Source organism: Limnohabitans sp. MORI2 (genome assembly GCF_027925025.1).
Lineage (GTDB): Bacteria > Pseudomonadota > Gammaproteobacteria > Burkholderiales > Burkholderiaceae_C > Limnohabitans.
In genome coordinates this window covers 2599472-2614577 of record NZ_AP027058.1, presented here as the reverse complement: position 1 = coordinate 2614577, position 15106 = coordinate 2599472, and the positions used below count along the sequence as shown (strand labels likewise).

Annotated in this window: 16 protein-coding genes; 4 read left to right on the top strand and 12 right to left on the bottom strand. The window is 57.2% G+C overall.

Annotation, left to right across the window (positions count from 1 at the left end; genetic code table 11):
- Positions 1-35 precede the first annotated feature (35 nt).
- Positions 36-965, top strand: coding sequence for a plastocyanin/azurin family copper-binding protein (locus QMG27_RS12530; protein ID WP_281811819.1), 930 nt, complete (start codon positions 36-38; stop codon positions 963-965).
- Positions 966-976: 11 nt separating this feature from the next.
- Here QMG27_RS12530 and QMG27_RS12525 read toward each other — a convergent pair whose 3' ends face one another.
- From QMG27_RS12525 to QMG27_RS12490, 8 genes are all read right to left on the bottom strand, one after another.
- Positions 977-1168: a hemin uptake protein HemP gene (locus tag QMG27_RS12525; protein ID WP_281811817.1), complete on the bottom strand. Its 192-nt coding sequence runs from the start codon at positions 1166-1168 to the stop codon at positions 977-979.
- Positions 1165-1572 (bottom strand): biopolymer transporter ExbD, encoded by a 408-nt coding sequence (locus QMG27_RS12520; RefSeq protein WP_281811815.1) that lies wholly within the window; start codon positions 1570-1572, stop codon positions 1165-1167. Before QMG27_RS12520 ends, QMG27_RS12525 begins: the two co-directional genes overlap by 4 nt.
- A 3-nt stretch (positions 1573-1575) precedes the next feature.
- The gene (locus tag QMG27_RS12515) at positions 1576-2271 is read right to left on the bottom strand and encodes a MotA/TolQ/ExbB proton channel family protein (RefSeq protein WP_281811813.1); all 696 of its coding nucleotides are present in this window, start codon (positions 2269-2271) and stop codon (positions 1576-1578) included.
- 3 nt (positions 2272-2274) lie between these two features.
- Positions 2275-2922, bottom strand: coding sequence for an energy transducer TonB (locus tag QMG27_RS12510; RefSeq protein WP_281811811.1), 648 nt, complete (start codon positions 2920-2922; stop codon positions 2275-2277).
- A 2-nt stretch (positions 2923-2924) separates the two neighbouring features.
- Positions 2925-3611 carry a Fe2+-dependent dioxygenase gene (locus QMG27_RS12505; RefSeq protein WP_281811809.1) on the bottom strand — a complete coding sequence of 229 codons (687 nt, stop codon included), beginning with the start codon at positions 3609-3611 and terminating at the stop codon, positions 2925-2927.
- Between the two features lie 10 nt (positions 3612-3621).
- Entirely contained in the window at positions 3622-5988 is a 2367-nt protein-coding gene (locus QMG27_RS12500) for a TonB-dependent siderophore receptor (RefSeq protein WP_281811808.1), read from the bottom strand.
- Positions 5989-6117: 129 nt separating this feature from the next.
- Positions 6118-7173: an extracellular solute-binding protein gene (locus QMG27_RS12495; protein ID WP_281811806.1), complete on the bottom strand. Its 1056-nt coding sequence runs from the start codon at positions 7171-7173 to the stop codon at positions 6118-6120.
- 113 nt (positions 7174-7286) lie between these two features.
- Positions 7287-8906 (bottom strand): iron ABC transporter permease, encoded by a 1620-nt coding sequence (locus tag QMG27_RS12490; RefSeq protein ID WP_281811804.1) that lies wholly within the window; start codon positions 8904-8906, stop codon positions 7287-7289.
- Between the two features lie 74 nt (positions 8907-8980).
- Here QMG27_RS12490 and QMG27_RS12485 point away from each other — a divergent pair, with 74 nt between their 5' ends.
- Complete coding sequence (locus tag QMG27_RS12485; protein WP_281814672.1) at positions 8981-10141, top strand: ABC transporter ATP-binding protein; 1161 nt, start codon at positions 8981-8983, stop codon at positions 10139-10141.
- A 6-nt stretch (positions 10142-10147) separates the two neighbouring features.
- On the opposite strand, the gene fur is transcribed toward QMG27_RS12485, so the two are convergent.
- The 4 genes from fur to QMG27_RS12465 are packed head-to-tail and all read right to left on the bottom strand — an operon-like array spanning position 10148 to position 13313.
- A complete protein-coding gene (fur, locus tag QMG27_RS12480) occupies positions 10148-10585 on the bottom strand; it encodes a ferric iron uptake transcriptional regulator (RefSeq protein ID WP_281811802.1) in 438 nt (145 codons plus the stop codon).
- A gap of 49 nt (positions 10586-10634) precedes the next feature.
- Positions 10635-12077: a sensor histidine kinase gene (locus tag QMG27_RS12475; protein ID WP_281811800.1), complete on the bottom strand. Its 1443-nt coding sequence runs from the start codon at positions 12075-12077 to the stop codon at positions 10635-10637.
- A gap of 18 nt (positions 12078-12095) precedes the next feature.
- Positions 12096-12770 carry a response regulator transcription factor gene (locus tag QMG27_RS12470; protein WP_281811797.1) on the bottom strand — a complete coding sequence of 225 codons (675 nt, stop codon included), beginning with the start codon at positions 12768-12770 and terminating at the stop codon, positions 12096-12098.
- Positions 12771-12803: 33 nt separating this feature from the next.
- A complete protein-coding gene (locus tag QMG27_RS12465) occupies positions 12804-13313 on the bottom strand; it encodes a MarR family winged helix-turn-helix transcriptional regulator (protein WP_281811795.1) in 510 nt (169 codons plus the stop codon).
- A gap of 129 nt (positions 13314-13442) precedes the next feature.
- On the opposite strand from QMG27_RS12465, the gene recA reads away from it, so the two are divergent.
- Positions 13443-14567 carry a recombinase RecA gene (gene recA, locus QMG27_RS12460; protein WP_281811793.1) on the top strand — a complete coding sequence of 375 codons (1125 nt, stop codon included), beginning with the start codon at positions 13443-13445 and terminating at the stop codon, positions 14565-14567.
- A gap of 47 nt (positions 14568-14614) precedes the next feature.
- Positions 14615-15094: a recombination regulator RecX gene (gene recX / locus QMG27_RS12455; protein WP_281814670.1), complete on the top strand. Its 480-nt coding sequence runs from the start codon at positions 14615-14617 to the stop codon at positions 15092-15094.
- Positions 15095-15106: the final 12 nt, after the last annotated feature.

Sequence of the window (15106 nt, the reverse complement as noted above, 5' to 3'; positions counted from 1 at the left end):
CCGTATGATTTCCAGCTTTAGACGTTGAGGGCCTCATGACCTTTGCATTTCAACACCACCACGCAGCGATGCTGCTTAAGTACAGCGGCATCAGCTTTATCTCGGGTGCCGTGAACCACGGCTTTTTCAGTAGCGAGCGTTCGCTATGGACGGCTGCCATTGGCATGTGCTTGTTTGTGTTGGGCGCGGTTTTAGAGCATCGCCTAAGTGATAGCAACGATGAAGCAGAGCAAACGGGCTTGGTCAAAACCTTGGCTCTTGGGGCATTGCTTTCCATCGGTTTGGGTTTTTTCACGGGTGGTTTGCAGCATTTCCCAGATTCACCTGCACGCAGTGCATGGGTCGTTCCCTTGGGCTTTTTCATTTCTGTTTTGGCGTTGGCACTGAGTAGCAGTTATGCATGGCGCCGCAGCACCAGCGCCTATGTGTTGATGGTTGGCGTGTTGGTGAGTTTAGGCAGCTATGGCGCATGGCAGTGGCTGGCACAGCATCCTGAAGCGGCGGACGCGCATGGACACTCACATGGCGTAGAGGTGCAAGCACACAACGAAGCTGGCTTGAGTGCATGGGTGGTGAGTCGCAGCATCGAGATGCATATGGATGATCAGATGCGTTTCACACCCAACCGTGTGGCGGTGCAAGCGGGTGAAACCATTCGGTTTGTGGTGCACAACGATGGTCAAGTCACGCACGAAATGGTATTGGGCGACGAAGCGCAAATCAAAGCACACGCACTAGCCATGCAACAGGGCGCAGCGCATGACGATGAACATAGCCATGATGCAGGTGCGGCGATTTCAGTGCCTGCTGGGCAGCGCGGTGAGTTGGTGGTGAAGTTTGACAAAGCCCAGTCTTTGCAAATGGCGTGCTTAGTGCCCGGCCACTACGAAGCAGGCATGCGCGGTACGGTGAATGTGCAAAACACGCCCGCGGCGACACACGCGCATGGCGATCACAAGCATTGAGCCAAGGCTTGCTATTTCGTCAAGATGAGCTTGCCAAAACGGGTGGTTTGCAAACGGTATACCTCGTTTTGATGGCGGATGTACAGCACCCCTTGCGAGCCGAGCAAGTCTTGACTGTCGACTGTGCGTGGGAGCTGCCCTGACGCTGGTGATGCGTTTGACGGGCCAGCGTTGACTGGGTGCGGGGGCTTATGCGTGGTCATGGCTGGGTGGTGACAAAGCCAATACGCTGCATACCCGCACGTTGCGCTGTGCTCATGGCTTGCGCTACAAATTCATAGGGCACGCGCTTGTCGCCACGGATGAACAACTGTGGCTGTGGATCTTTGCTGGCCTCAGTCTGCAAGCGGATTTGCAAGCCCGTTGCGTCGATGGCCTGTTTGCCAAAAAAGAATTGCCCCTGTGCATCAATCGACAGTTGCAAGTTGTCGGGGAGCGGTGCGTTGCGTGTGCTGCTGGCGCGGGGCAAGTCCACCTTCACCGCGTGCTGAATCACGGGCAGGGTGATGATGAAGATGACCAGCAAAACCAACATCACGTCCACCAAGGGTGTCATGTTGATTTCGCTCATCACCTCGTCGGCGTTGTCATTGGCTTCAAACGACATGGCTTACACCCCTGCGTGTGCGGCGCGATGCACGCGAGCGCCCGTGACAAAGTAAGCGTGCAAGTCGTGCGCAAAACGGTTCATGCGGGCGATGATGAATTTGTTGCCACGCACCAAAGCGTTGTAGCCCAGTACAGCAGGAATGGCCACGGCCAAACCGAGCGCAGTCATGATGAGGGTTTCGCCGATGGGGCCAGCCACTGCATCCATGCCCACGTTGCCTGTGGTGCCGATGTTGACCAGTGCGTGATAGATGCCCCACACCGTGCCAAACAAACCAACAAACGGTGCGGTAGAACCGATGGAGGCCAACACGGCCAAACCGTTTTGCAAGTGGTTGGTGTGGTCGTCAATGCTGTTGCGCAAGCAACGCGTGACCCAGTCGCTCACGTCCAAGCTGTCGTGCAGTTGCGACTGCGCCGCTTGATGGTGCTCGGTGGCCTCTTGGCCTGTTTGTGCGAGGCTGAAAAACAAATTGCCAGGGCGTTGGCTGAGCACGCCCAGGCCCTCGACCAAGCTGGTGCAGTGCCAGAACTGTTCGCTGTTGAGCGCATTTTCTTTGTGTCGCCACACATCCAGCGCCTTCAAGAGGATGACCGCCCAGCTGGCCAATGACATGCTGAGCAGCAGCAACAAGATGCTGCGGGTGACCCAATCACCTTGCAGCCAAATGTTTGTAAAACCAAAAGAAGAGGGCATGACTTACTCCAATACAAAACGAACGGGGATGTTGAACCACATGGCTTCGGGTGTGCCACTGCGTCGACCTGGTACAAAGCGCCAACGCTGCACAGCCTCAAGCGCTGCTTGGTCAAGACGCGCAAAACCGCTGGACGTGCGCACCTCAGCTTTTTCGGGCAAGCCTTGGGTGGTGATGAACACTCGCACGATGACCGTGCCTTGTTCGCCCAAGCGGCGGCTGGCACGGGGGTACGCGGGCGGTGGGTTTTTAAGGTAATCAGCGTCAGCCGATGGCTCGATGACACTGGGCGCGCCCACTTTGGTCGAGCCTGCTGCAGGCGGTGCTGCTGAGGTGGCTGTTGACGTGTTGGATGACGTGCTGCTGTCGGTGCGCAGTGCCACCTCTTGTGTTGGGGCCTGCGGCTTGACGGGCTGCGGCGTTGGTGTGACCTGCTGTACGGGCCTTGCTTGCGGTGTAGGTGATGCGCTAGGTATATCACTCACCACATCGGCCATGATGACTTGGCCCGACTCGTCAGAAGCGGGCAGTACGGCCATCTCGCGTTGCGCCACCCACAGCAGCGCGATGTGCGCCAACAGCACGACTGCAAGGGTGTTGCGCAGTCGCGAGTTAGAGATGTGGTGTGGGTCGAGGGCGTGCATCGGCATGCTCAGGTGTTGGCCCACTGACGCAGCAGGTTGTGATACACGCCTGTGAGCGCGGTGGTCTCGGGCGTTTCGCCCAGCTGCGCGCGCAGCTTGAGTAAATTCATATCGAGTTCAAACAAGGTGCGGCGTTGCTCGTCGCTGCGCACCATGCTTTCGATCCAAAAAAAACTCGCTATGCGTTGACCGCGTGTGACGGGCGTGACTTCGTGCACGCTGGTGCCGGGGTAGAGCACCGCGTCGCCTGCAGCGAGTTTGACGCCTCGGCTGCCGTAGGTGTCTTGCACCAGCAACTCACCGCCGTCGTAGCCCGAGGGGTCGCTTAGAAAAACGGTGCATGACACATCGGTGCGCACCCATTCGCCGGTGGCTTGCGAATGCATGACCGCGCCATCGACATGGGGGCCAAAGTGGTTGGCATCACCGCGATAGCGGTTGAACAGTGGATTGAAAATTTTGCGTGGCAACGCAGAAGAAAAAAACAAAGCGTCGCGTTTCAGTGCGCCCAAGATGAGTGCTTGCAACTGCGTCGCTTGCGGACTGCTTTGTGACAGTTGGGTGTTGTTCTTGACCGTTGCGGCTTGCGAGCCTGCACTGATACGCCCTTCTAGCCAAGGGGCATCGTCGCCCAACAAGGATTGAGCTGTGCGGAGTTCTTCCGCGGTGAGAACATGGCGCAGGTGCAGCAGCATGAGCTTTCCTTTAGAACATGGATTTCCAACTCAACTCGATGCGTCGGGGTGCGCCGGGGCCATAAAAGCCGCGGTAGAGCGTGTCGGCGTAGAGCTTGTTGGTGAGGTTGCTCACGTTGAGTTTGAGCAAGTTGGCGTCGTCGAGGGCGTACTCGGCCATCACATCCGCGGTGGTGAAAGCAGCAGCTGTTTTTGTGCGAGCGCCTTCGGGGTTTTGTTCATCGCGGTAGTTCAAACCACCGCCCACGCGCCAAGCGGTATGGAAGCGGTAGGTGCTCCACAAGCTGGCGCTGTGTTTGGGTGTGAGCGCAGGACGGTCGCCTTTGCCTTGGGCACCGTCGCCAGTGGCCGCGATGCTGCTGTCATCAATCTTGGCTTGCGGAATCCATGTGTGGTTGTAGAACACTTCCCATGCAGGCGTGATGCGGCCCGCGAAGTTGAACTCCATGCCTGTGGCGTGGCGTTTGCCTGATAGCAGGTATTGCGTGCCTGCGCTGTCGGTGTCGGTGTTGCGTTCGTTGTATTTTTCGGAATAGAACAAGGCGACGCCAAACAACCCCTTTTTGTCGAACACATCAAACTTGCCCCCGACCTCCAGGTTGCGACTCTTTTCCGGTGGCGTGGCGAGGGTTGTGAGATTGCTGTTTCGTTGGCCATTGACGGTGGGACTCAAGCCCGAACTGAGTGCGTAAGCGTAGGCGTCAGCAGATGTGTTGAACGAGGTGCCGTAAGAGGTGTAGTACGAGCTCACATCGTCGGGTTGCCAAATGGCACCTAGACGAGGACTGAACAAGGTTTTGTCTACGCTGGCGGTGTAGCCCACGGTGTCGGTGAACGTGGCGTTGAATTGGTCAACACGCAAACCACCCAAGGCTTTGACGGTGTCGCTCAAGCTCACCGTGTCTTGCGCATAGGCACCGATGACTTGCGCGTTGAACCCCATCATCAAAATGTTGCGTGTGTCTGTGCGTGTCTCGCCATCGTTGGGTGTGCCAACCCAAGTGGTGTAGGCGGGATCTACATTGGCGGTAGCAGTGCTGGTGGCGCTGGTGTTGTACAGCGCCGCACTTGCGGCGTTGTTGTTGCGTTTGGCAGACTCTTTGGAGAAATCTAAGCCAGCCATCAAGTCGTGCTTGAGGCCCCATGCGATGAATTTGTCGTTGTAGTCGCTTTGCGCTTGGGTGACATCGCTGATGCCTCGACGCGCTTTGGATGTGCGTGTGAGCACGGTGTTGTCTGTGATTTGTGAGGCGCTGGTGATGGTGCCTTGTCCTGCGCATGCTGCGCGTTGAGCCCAGCCTGCGGCGGCATTGTTACCCGTGGTGGACGCGTTGCTGTTGCAAAAACCAATGGCATGCGTCCACAGGTCACGTTCATAGTGACCCTGACGAATCGTGGTCTTGAGTTCACTCTCGGCGTCAAAGCGATGCTTGTGCGTGAAGCTGCCGTAGGAGCTTTGGGTACGTAAATAGTCGCTGGCCAAACCGTAGTAATTTTTGGCAGACAACACAGGAATGATGGTGCCTTTGTTGCCGTTGCTCAACACCCAGGGGTGGTTGTACAACGGTCGACCATCGGTCTCAAGGTGATACAGACCGGCTGTGTACTCGTCACGCTCGCCAATGCCCCAGCGGTACGCACCGGCAACCCCTTTTTTGTCAACTTTGGCGCCCCAGTTGTCGGCTTGGTGCGTCATGGCGTTGAGGCGAAACGCAGCGGATTCGCCTGTTTGTTTGTTCATGTCCAATGTCACGCGGCGCATCTCGCCGCTGCCCAAGGTGACGTTCGCCTCGTTTTGATCCATCAAAAACGGTTGCTTGTTCACTTGGTTCACCACGCCACCGGTAGAGCCTTTGCCGAACAGCATCGACGCCGATCCTTTGAGCACTTCGACGCGGTCGGTGTTGAAGGTGTCGCGCTCAATCAGCGGTGCATCGCGCAGACCGTCCACATAAATGTCACCCGCTTGGCCAAGCGAAAAGCCTCGCATGCGCACGTCTTCTTCGCCCGTTTCGCCTGCTTGAAACGTGACGCCTGCGGTGGTTTTGAGTACTTCACGAAAGTCATCCAAATTCCGGTCTGCCATGAGCTTTTCGGTCATCACCGTCACGGTTTGCGGGATGTCCTTGATCTGCTGGTTGCCTTTGGCAATGCCCGTTTGCTTGATCAGCAGGCTTTCTTTGCTGAGGTTGGGATCTTGCGTGTCAGTGACGGTGACGGTCTTGAGCGTCTTTTCTTCGCTTTGTGCTTGAGCAGGTTGAGAAATTCCCATCGAACCTGCCAGCATCATGGCGGCCAAGGGCAACAGCTTGGGTGTTTCGGTGTTGAGAGGACGAGCGGCGCTTGGACGCAGCGCAGCGCACTTAAGAAGTTTCATTTGAAAATCCAACAATAAAAGGGGCAGGCAAAGCTGCCCGGTCAATCGCTGGCTATCAACAACCCGTAGGCGTGAGTGGCTGGCTGTTTGTGAACGCGTTCAGGGCGAGCGCGTTGTGTGTGGCGTGACTTACTTGAAGCCCACGCGGTCCAACATTTGTTGCACCTTGATTTGGTTCATGCCCACAGCGCTGATGGGCACCAACTCGCTTTTGAAGTTGCCACCGGTCATGGCTTTCAAAGCAGGGTTGTCCAACTTCAAACCTTTGACCACGGGCCACTCGTTGTTGCCGTTGGCGAAGTGGTTTTGCGCTTCGGGGCTGACGAGGTATTCCAAGAACTTCACGGCGTTGGCAGGGTTCTTCGAGTAACGCGCCACCGCACCACCGGCCACGTTTACGTGTGTGCCCCAGCTTTGTTGGTTGGGAAACACCACGCCCACACGCTCGGCCACGGCTTTGTCGGCGGGGTTGGTCGAGCGCATCAAGCGTGCGAGGTAATACGTGTTGGTCACCGCAATGCCGCACTCACCGCTGGCCACCGCTTTGATTTGATCGGTGTCGCCGCCTTTGGGGGAGCGAGCCATGTTGTCGACCATGCCTTTGAGCCAGGCCTCTGTCGCTGCGGGGCCAAGGTGTTCAGTCATCGCGCCAAACAAGCTCAGGTTGTAGGGGTGCGAGCCTGAGCGGATGCACAGCTTGCCTTTGTTTTTGGGGTCGGCCAGTTCTTCGTAGGTGTCCACGTCTTCACGTTTGACCTTGAGCTTGTCATACACCACCACGCGAGCGCGGGTGGACAAACCAAACCAAGCCGTGCCATCGTCGGTGGCTTTAGATCGCAGCTGTGCGGGTATAGCGGTTTCAAGCGTTTTGGACTTGACGGGCAAGAACATGCCATCGACTTCACCTTTCCACAAACGCGCGGCGTCTACCAGCAAGATCACATCGGCAGGAGAAGCGGAGCCCTCTGCTTTGAGGCGGGCGATGATGCCCGCGTCGTCTGAGTCAACGCGGTTGATCTTGATACCCGTGGCTTTGGTGAAATCGTTGTACAACGCCTCGTCGGTAGGGTAGTGACGGGCTGAATACAGGTTGATGACTTGCTCATCAGCCCAAACGGACGAGCTGAACAAAGCAGCGGAGATGGCTGAAGCAGCGATAGATAAAACGGTCAGTGTGCGACGCATGAGTAGCGACTCCAAGTAGAAAGCTTGGAAGAAGTGTACATCAAATGCGAATCATTATCATTTGATTTAAGTCAAATGTCCCTGCTGCGCGTGCAGGCTTTTGCTATCCAGAGTTAGCTGCGGCGCAGGGTGCGGCTGAGCAAGATGACAGGCAGCAAGCCCACCAGCACCAGGGCCAGCGAGGGCAAAGCGGCTTCGCCCAAACGCTCATCACGCGCCAGTTGATACGCCATGACGGCCAAGGTGTCGGTGTTGAAGGGGCGCAGCACCAAGGTGGCGGGCAGCTCTTTCATCACATCCACCAGCACCAGCAGTGTGGCCGCAGCCAGCGGTTTTTTCAGCAAGGGCCAATGCACACGGCGCACCAGCGACAAGCCAGATGTGCCCAACATGCGCGCGCTGTCGTCTAGTGAAGCGGGCACACGCGCGTAGCCGCTTTGCACCGATTGCAAAGCCACGGCCACAAAGCGCACCAAGTAAGCCCACACCAAACCCAGCACGGTGGCTGTTAGCCAAAAGCCCACGCCCGATTGCGGCCACGTGGCTTGTACCCAGCCCACAGGCAGCAGCAAGCCCACCACAATCACCGCGCCAGGTACTGCATAGCCCAAGCTCACGACGCCCATGGCTTGGCGCGTGAGCCAGTTGGGGTGCAGGCGGGCTTGTGCGGCCAACAGCAGCGCAGCCCCGACAGCCAACAACGCCGTCATGCCGCCCAGTGACAGACTGGTGAGTGACCATTGCATGAAACGGTCCCAAGGCAAGTCCACTGCAGCGTCCCCTTGCAACAAGGCGCGGAACATGAATAGCACAGGCAGCACAAAACCACACAAAACGGGTAGCACGCACAAGGTCCAGACGACAGCAGCAGACACACCACGCAATTTCATGGGTTGTGATTCGTTGCCGTGGCGGTCTACCCGAGCGCTAGAAAAGCGCAAACGTGATTGCGCACGTTGCTCTGTTGCCAACAACGCCACCACCACGATGAGCAATACGGTGGCCAGTTGTGCTGCAGCAATGCGGTTGTCCATCACCAACCACGCTTTATAAATGCCCGCTGTGAACGTTTGAATGCCAAAGTAGCTTGACACACCAAAGTCAGCCAAGGTTTCCATCAAGGCCAACGCTGTGCCAGCGGCAATTGCTGGGCGAGCCAGGGGCAACGCGACTTGGAAAATGCGACGTGACAGAGGAGCTCCTAGTAGCCGAGCGGCTTCCATCAAATGGTTAGCGCGTTCAGATAAGGCGGTACGCGCCAACAAATACACATACGGGTACAAAGCTAGCGTGAACACGCATGCCGCCCCCCACACGTTGCGCACCTCTGGAAACACGCGGCCTTCCAGCCCAAACGCCACACGAATGTTGGTTTGCAGCGGACCGCTGAATTGCAAATAGTCGGTGTAGGCATACGCCACCACATAGGCGGGCATGGCCAATGGCAAGAGCAGCGCCCATTCCAAACTGCGTCGCATCGGAAAGTCAAACAGCGTCACAGCTGCCGCAGACACCGTACCCATGCTGATGACGCCCAAGCTCACCAAGGCGCATAACAACAAGGATGTGCCCACGTAGTCTGGCAACACAGTGCTGGCCATTTCCGCCAAGATGCTGGCTGATACCGAGTTCCACTGCCCCCACGAAAACAGCACAGTCAATACTGGCAGCGCCAACCACAAAGCCAGCACGACCAACACACAGCGTAAAAACAAGCGAGCGCTAAAAACCATGCGGCATTGTAGGGAGGCCGCACAAGGCATGGCGTGAAGACGTGGTGTTCATGCGCTCTCTCTACAATGGGCCTATGTTTTTAGATGTCGTCCAGCTCTCGGTCAATTACCCAGAACGCGCCCGTCCTTCGGTGGATCGCGTCACTTTAGGGTTGCGCGCGGGCGAAATGGGCGTGCTCATTGGTCCCTCGGGCTGCGGTAAAACCACTTTGTTACGTGCCGTCGCAGGGCTAGAGCGTGTCAGTGCGGGTGAAATCCGCTTGGCTCAATCGGTGGTCAGCAGTGCTACGGCGCATGTGGCGCCAGAAGCGCGTCGCATCGGTATGGTCTTTCAAGACTACGCCCTTTTTCCTCACCTGAGCGTGCAAGACAACATCAGCTTTGGCCTGCACAAGCAGCCACGCGCCGAGCGCGAGGCGCGTGTGCGTGAGGTGCTGGCGCTGGTGGGCTTGTCTAGCAGTGCGCAGCGTTACCCGCATGAGTTGTCGGGCGGCCAGCAGCAGCGCGTGGCCTTGGCCCGTGCGTTAGCGCCTAGGCCCCAGCTGTTGTTGCTCGATGAGCCTTTTTCCAACCTCGACGTTGAGTTGCGCGAGCGCTTGGCCTTAGAGGTGCGCGGCATTTTGAAAGAAGCACAAACCACCGCTTTATTTGTGACGCACGACCAAATGGAAGCCTTTGCCATTGGTGATGTGATTGGCGTCATGTCTGAAGGTCGTTTGCACCAGTGGGACGACGCCTACACGCTCTATCACCGACCCGCCACACGCTTTGTGGCCGAGTTCATTGGTCACGGCGTGTTTACGCCTGCCACTTTGCGAGAGGTGAACAACCAAGTCGTGGTCAGTACCCCGATGGGTGATTTGGTGGATGTGGCTGAGTGTCCACTGCCTTGTACTTTTGCGGCGGGCGAGTGCGATGTATTGCTGCGTGCCGATGACATCGTGCACGACGACGATGCGCCCGTGAAAGCGGAAATCATTCGCAAATCATTTCGCGGTTCAGAGTTTTTGTACACCCTACGCCTGAAAACAGGTGAGACGGTCATGGCGCATGTGCCTAGTCACCATGACCATGTGGTGGGTGAGTGGATAGGCATTCGCGCTGAGGTTGACCATGTGGTTACCTTTAACCGTGCGTGCCCTGTGAATGGCCACGACTTGTGCAATATGCCGTGCGCAGATCACGAAGCACCGCACGAACAGCCCGTGCACTTTCACGTCAAAGCGGCGGCTTAATTTCTGTCACGGTGCTGATTCAGCACATTCTGGTTTGGAACACAGCCCGTACAGAGACATGGAGTGGTTGATCAATTTGAAGCCGTGTTTTTTGGCGATTTTTTCTTGCTTGGATTCGATGTCTTCATCGTGAAATTCGACCACGGATCCGCAGCTCAGACAGACCAAGTGATCGTGATGCCCGCCTTCGTTCAGCTCGAAGGTGGTTTTGCCAGTTTCAAAATTGGTCGCGACCAAAATGCCTGCATCTGCAAATTGAGTTAACACGCGATAAACCGTGGCGATACCGATGTCGCTTTCGTGTTGCAACACTTTTTTGTAAACATCTTCGGCCGAGAGGTGCCTTGCATCGCTTTGGTGAAAAATATCCAAAACGGTGATGCGCTGGCTGGTGACCTTGAGCCCCTTGCTTTTTAATTGCGAAGAATACTTATCTGTATCCATGGTGTTCTTTCATCGAATACACGAACGATAACAGCTCGGCTCAAACGGATTAAGCCTGCGTGTTAGAAAACCGCACGGTGAATCGGGCGCCTGGCATGGGCTTGCCTGGGAAAGCATCTTCCAGTGTCACCACGGCGGCGTGTTGGTGCGCAATTTCAATCACGATGGGCAAGCCCAAACCAGACCCGTCCGCCTCTGTGCCCAAGGCACGGTAGAAGGGTTGGAACACCAGATCGCGCTCGGCTTCGGGTATGCCGGGGCCTGAATCTTCCACTTGCAACACGACGACTTTGCCAAACTTGTCGGCCAGCAAACGCACCGTGATGACACCCGGCGCATCTTCGCTAGAGGGCGTGTAGTTGATGGCGTTGTCCACCAAATTGCGCACCATTTCTTTGAGCAGCGTGGGGTTGCCCATCACGCGTACGCCGGTGCTGCCCATCTCCGCACCTTCGTAGCCGAGGTCAATGTATTTGTCCATCGCGCGTGGCAGTGAGTCTTGAATCACATCGCTCACCAATTCAACCAAGTCGCATGGGCTGCGCGCGATATTGCTGGTGCTGCTTTCAGCACGAGCGAGCGACAGCAGTTGGTTCACCGTGTGTGTGGCACGAATGCTGGCGCGACCAATGAGCTTGAGCGATTGTTTCAATTCGTCTGCGCTCGAGTCTTCGCGCTGTGCCAAGTCGGCTTGCATGCGCAAGCCCGCAAGTGGTGTTTTGAGCTGATGCGCGGCATCGGCCAAGAAGCGTTTTTGTGTGGCGATGGATTCTTTGAGCCGTGTGAGCAAATCGTTGATGGAGGCCACCAGTGGTGCCACTTCTTGTGGCACGGCTGATTCGTCGAGGGGGCTCAGGTCATCGGGCTTGCGCAGGCGAATGCGCTCTTCCAGTTTGCTCAATGGGCGAATGCCGCGTGCCAACGCCAACCACACCAACAACACGGCCAACGGCAAGATGACGAATTGCGGCAGCATGACGCCTTTGATAATTTCTGTGGCGAGCACCGAGCGCTTTTCGAGCGTCTCGCCCACTTGCACCAACACAGGCTTTGTGCCGGGGATGTCGACGCGAACCCAGGTGTAGGCCACGCGCACATCAGCGCCGCGCATTTCGTCGTCGCGAATGCGGACTTCGCCTGCGAGAGGTTGCTCTTCATCGGGCGGCAGAGGGAAGTCGCGTTCACCACTCACGAACTCACCGCGTGTTCCCAACACTTGGTAGTAAATCAAGTCGGCTTCATCGGCACGCAAAATTTCGCGGGCAGGCAAAGGCAAGTTGAAATACATGTGCGTCTGGTCGCTCTTGACGAGCTGAGCCAGCGCTTGAACGTTGTATTCCAAACCTCGGTCAAACGGGCGTCCTGCAATGTTTTGCGCGACTAGCCAAGTCAGCGCCAAGCTCACGGGCCACAGCAGCAAGAGCGGCGTGAGCATCCAATCCAAAATCTCGCCGAACAGCGAGTGTTGCTCGCGCCTAAACAGCTTGGCCATGCGCGTGCGTGTGGTGGATTAACCCGGAATCTTTTCGAGGCAGTAACCCAAGCCGCGCACAGTGGCGATGCGGATGGGGCCTTTTTCAATCTTCTTGCGCAGGCGGTGGATGTACACCTCGATGGCGTTGTTGCTCACCTCTTCGCCCCACTCGCACAGGCGCTCCACCAACTGGTCCTTGCTCACCAATCGGCCGCTGCGTTGCAACAGCACTTCGAGCAAGCCGAGTTCACGCGCAGAGAGCTCCACCATCTTGCCGTCGATGGTGGCCACGCGGCCGGTTTGGTCGTACACCAGAGGGCCATGTTTGATGGATGACGATGTACCGCCCATGCCTCGACGTGTGAGGGCGCGCACGCGAGCTTCGAGTTCTTGCAAGCTGAAGGGCTTGGCCATGTAGTCGTCAGCGCCGTAGTCCAAACCTTTGACGCGTTCTTCCACGCTGTCGGCAGCGGTGAGGATGAGCACGGGGATGGACGAGCCGCGTGAACGCAAACGTTTGAGCACTTCAAGGCCATGCATTTTGGGAAGACCCAAATCCAAGATGAGCAAGTCAAACTCATCGGTGGTCATCAAAGCCGCATCGGCTTCGGTGCCGCTAGCGACGTGGTCAGCGGCAGCGCCAGAGGCGCGCAAAGTACGCAACAGGCCATCGGCCAAGACCAGGTCGTCTTCTGCAATCAGGATGCGCATGTGTTGTCTCCAGCTTCTTCGCGTGTTTTCGGGTCAAGGGCTAGATTCTAGGCTGGAGTAACCGCCCGCATAGGCCTCTAGACCTAGGCTAACCACGGTGGCCACGTCAGCGCCGACCTCTTGTTTGAACTCAGCCTCGGCTTGCGCCACCGCTTGCTCGAACGCTCGTAGCCAAGCCAAGCCCGTGTCGGTGAACACGATGCGCCGTGCACGCGCATCGCTGGGGTCGGGCGTGCGCTCCACCAAACCCCACGCTTCGCACTGGGTGACCAAATCGCCCATGGCTTGTTTGGTCATGCCGGCACTCTCGGCCAGCTCGCTCAGGCGCGAGCCCTCAAGGCTCAGGTGGCGTGTGATGTGGATGTGCGCGGCGCTCACTTGGGCGCGGGCCGCGAGGTTAGACAAGGCCAGCGGCACCTCGACGTTGTGCGCCATCAGGTGCAGCACGCGGGCATCGAAGCGGCGCATGGCGTGGCCGAGCAAGCGGCCGAGGTGGATTTGTCGCCAGTCTTGATGGGGGGCATTTGTGGGGTTTGTGGCCATGTCTAAATGGTAAGGCAAACTGACCAAAAAAAGTGTTTACAAGTTTTGACTTTGCGGTAAAGTACTGGTCAAGCATCCAGCTGTTGATTCAATCAGTGGTTGGAAATCAAACCCAAACCGGAGAACACCATGAGCACCAAACCCGCCGTCGATAGTGAAAAAGCCAAAGCCCTGCAAGCCGCGCTGGCCCAAATTGAAAAGCAATTTGGCAAAGGCACCATCATGCGTTTGGGCGAGGGTGAGGTGGTGGACGACATCCAAGTCGTGTCCACTGGCTCCTTGGGTCTGGACATCGCCTTGGGCGTTGGCGGCCTGCCCCGTGGCCGCGTGATCGAAATTTACGGCCCTGAATCGTCAGGCAAAACCACCCTCACCTTGCAAGTGATTGCCGAGATGCAAAAGCAAGGCGGCACTTGCGCGTTTGTGGACGCTGAGCATGCACTGGATTCGCAATACGCTCAAAAGCTCGGTGTGAACTTGCAAGACTTGCTCATCAGCCAGCCCGACACCGGCGAACAAGCGCTTGAAGTGGTGGACAGCCTCGTGCGCTCTGGCGCGGTGGACTTGGTGGTGGTCGACTCCGTGGCCGCCCTCACCCCTAAGGCCGAACTCGAAGGCGACATGGGCGATTCATTGCCCGGCCTGCAAGCCCGCTTGATGAGCCAAGCGCTACGGAAATTGACGGCCTCCATCAAGAAGACCAATTGCACGGTGATCTTCATCAACCAAATCCGCATGAAGATTGGCGTGATGTTTGGCTCGCCCGAAACTACAACGGGTGGTAACGCGCTCAAGTTCTATGCCTCGGTGCGTTTGGACATTCGCCGCACCGGCACCATCAAACGTGGCGACGAAGCCGTGGGTAACGAGACCAAAGTCAAGGTGGTGAAGAACAAAGTGTCGCCCCCCTTCAAGACGGCTGAGTTCGACATCTTGTTTGGTGAAGGTATCAGCCGCCAAGGCGAAATCATTGACATGGGTGTGAACGCCAAAGTCATTGAAAAGTCGGGCGCTTGGTATGCCTACAACGGCGAAAAAATTGGCCAAGGTCGGGACAATGCCCGTGAGTTCTTGCGCGAAAACGAAGCGCTCGCGTTTGAGATTGAAAACAAAGTGCGCGAATCTTTGGGCATTCCTTTGTTGGCCGGTGGCCCCGAAGTCCCCGCTGCCAAAGAAGAAAAAGCACCCAAGGCCAGCAAGGCTGCGAAAGAAGCGAAAGCCGCCGAAGTTGACGCTGACGGCGTGGTGCTCTAAGAGGTTTTGCGAGACACGACGTGACATCCAACGCGCACGATCCATCGATGGCGGAGGGCGAACCCAAGGCGAAAAGGGCCAAAGGGTTTCAGCCTTCGCTCAAAGGGCGCGCGCTGAGGTTGTTGTCGCTGCGCGAGCATTCGCGTCAAGAACTCGAACGCAAGCTCAAACCGTTTGAAGAAACGCCGGGCGAGCTGGCCGAGGCCTTGGATTTTTTGCAGGCCAAAGACTTCATCAACGAGCAGCGCGTGGTGGAGTCGGTGGTCAACAGTCGCTCTCGCAAGCTCGGTGCATCCCGGGTGCGTCAAGAATTGCAAGCCAAAGGATTGCCCGCCGAGGCCATCGCCGAGGCCGTGCAAACGATGCGCAGCACCGAGCTAGAGCGAGCCCGCGAAGTCTGGCGAAAGAAGTTCGGAGAGCCGCCCGCCGACCAAGCGGCCCGCGTCAAGCAAGTGCGTTTTTTAGTGAGCCGTGGTTTTGCGCCGGAAGTCGTCAAGCGCGTGGTGGCTGGCTCAGAAGACTTCTAACCTGCATCACTG

Bases quoted from the DNA above. Each gene is read 5' to 3' on its own strand.
- QMG27_RS12530 (WP_281811819.1), top strand. From the start codon at position 36: ATGACCTTTGCATTTCAACACCACCACGCAGCGATGCTGCTTAAGTAC.
- QMG27_RS12525 (WP_281811817.1), bottom strand. From the start codon at position 1,168: ATGACCACGCATAAGCCCCCGCACCCAGTCAACGCTGGCCCGTCAAAC.
- QMG27_RS12520 (WP_281811815.1), bottom strand. From the start codon at position 1,572: ATGTCGTTTGAAGCCAATGACAACGCCGACGAGGTGATGAGCGAAATC.
- QMG27_RS12515 (WP_281811813.1), bottom strand. From the start codon at position 2,271: ATGCCCTCTTCTTTTGGTTTTACAAACATTTGGCTGCAAGGTGATTGG.
- QMG27_RS12510 (WP_281811811.1), bottom strand. From the start codon at position 2,922: ATGCCGATGCACGCCCTCGACCCACACCACATCTCTAACTCGCGACTG.
- QMG27_RS12505 (WP_281811809.1), bottom strand. From the start codon at position 3,611: ATGCTGCTGCACCTGCGCCATGTTCTCACCGCGGAAGAACTCCGCACA.
- QMG27_RS12500 (WP_281811808.1), bottom strand. From the start codon at position 5,988: ATGAAACTTCTTAAGTGCGCTGCGCTGCGTCCAAGCGCCGCTCGTCCT.
- QMG27_RS12495 (WP_281811806.1), bottom strand. From the start codon at position 7,173: ATGCGTCGCACACTGACCGTTTTATCTATCGCTGCTTCAGCCATCTCC.
- QMG27_RS12490 (WP_281811804.1), bottom strand. From the start codon at position 8,906: ATGGTTTTTAGCGCTCGCTTGTTTTTACGCTGTGTGTTGGTCGTGCTG.
- QMG27_RS12485 (WP_281814672.1), top strand. From the start codon at position 8,981: ATGTTTTTAGATGTCGTCCAGCTCTCGGTCAATTACCCAGAACGCGCC.
- fur (WP_281811802.1), bottom strand. From the start codon at position 10,585: ATGGATACAGATAAGTATTCTTCGCAATTAAAAAGCAAGGGGCTCAAG.
- QMG27_RS12475 (WP_281811800.1), bottom strand. From the start codon at position 12,077: ATGGCCAAGCTGTTTAGGCGCGAGCAACACTCGCTGTTCGGCGAGATT.
- QMG27_RS12470 (WP_281811797.1), bottom strand. From the start codon at position 12,770: ATGCGCATCCTGATTGCAGAAGACGACCTGGTCTTGGCCGATGGCCTG.
- QMG27_RS12465 (WP_281811795.1), bottom strand. From the start codon at position 13,313: ATGGCCACAAACCCCACAAATGCCCCCCATCAAGACTGGCGACAAATC.
- recA (WP_281811793.1), top strand. From the start codon at position 13,443: ATGAGCACCAAACCCGCCGTCGATAGTGAAAAAGCCAAAGCCCTGCAA.
- recX (WP_281814670.1), top strand. From the start codon at position 14,615: ATGGCGGAGGGCGAACCCAAGGCGAAAAGGGCCAAAGGGTTTCAGCCT.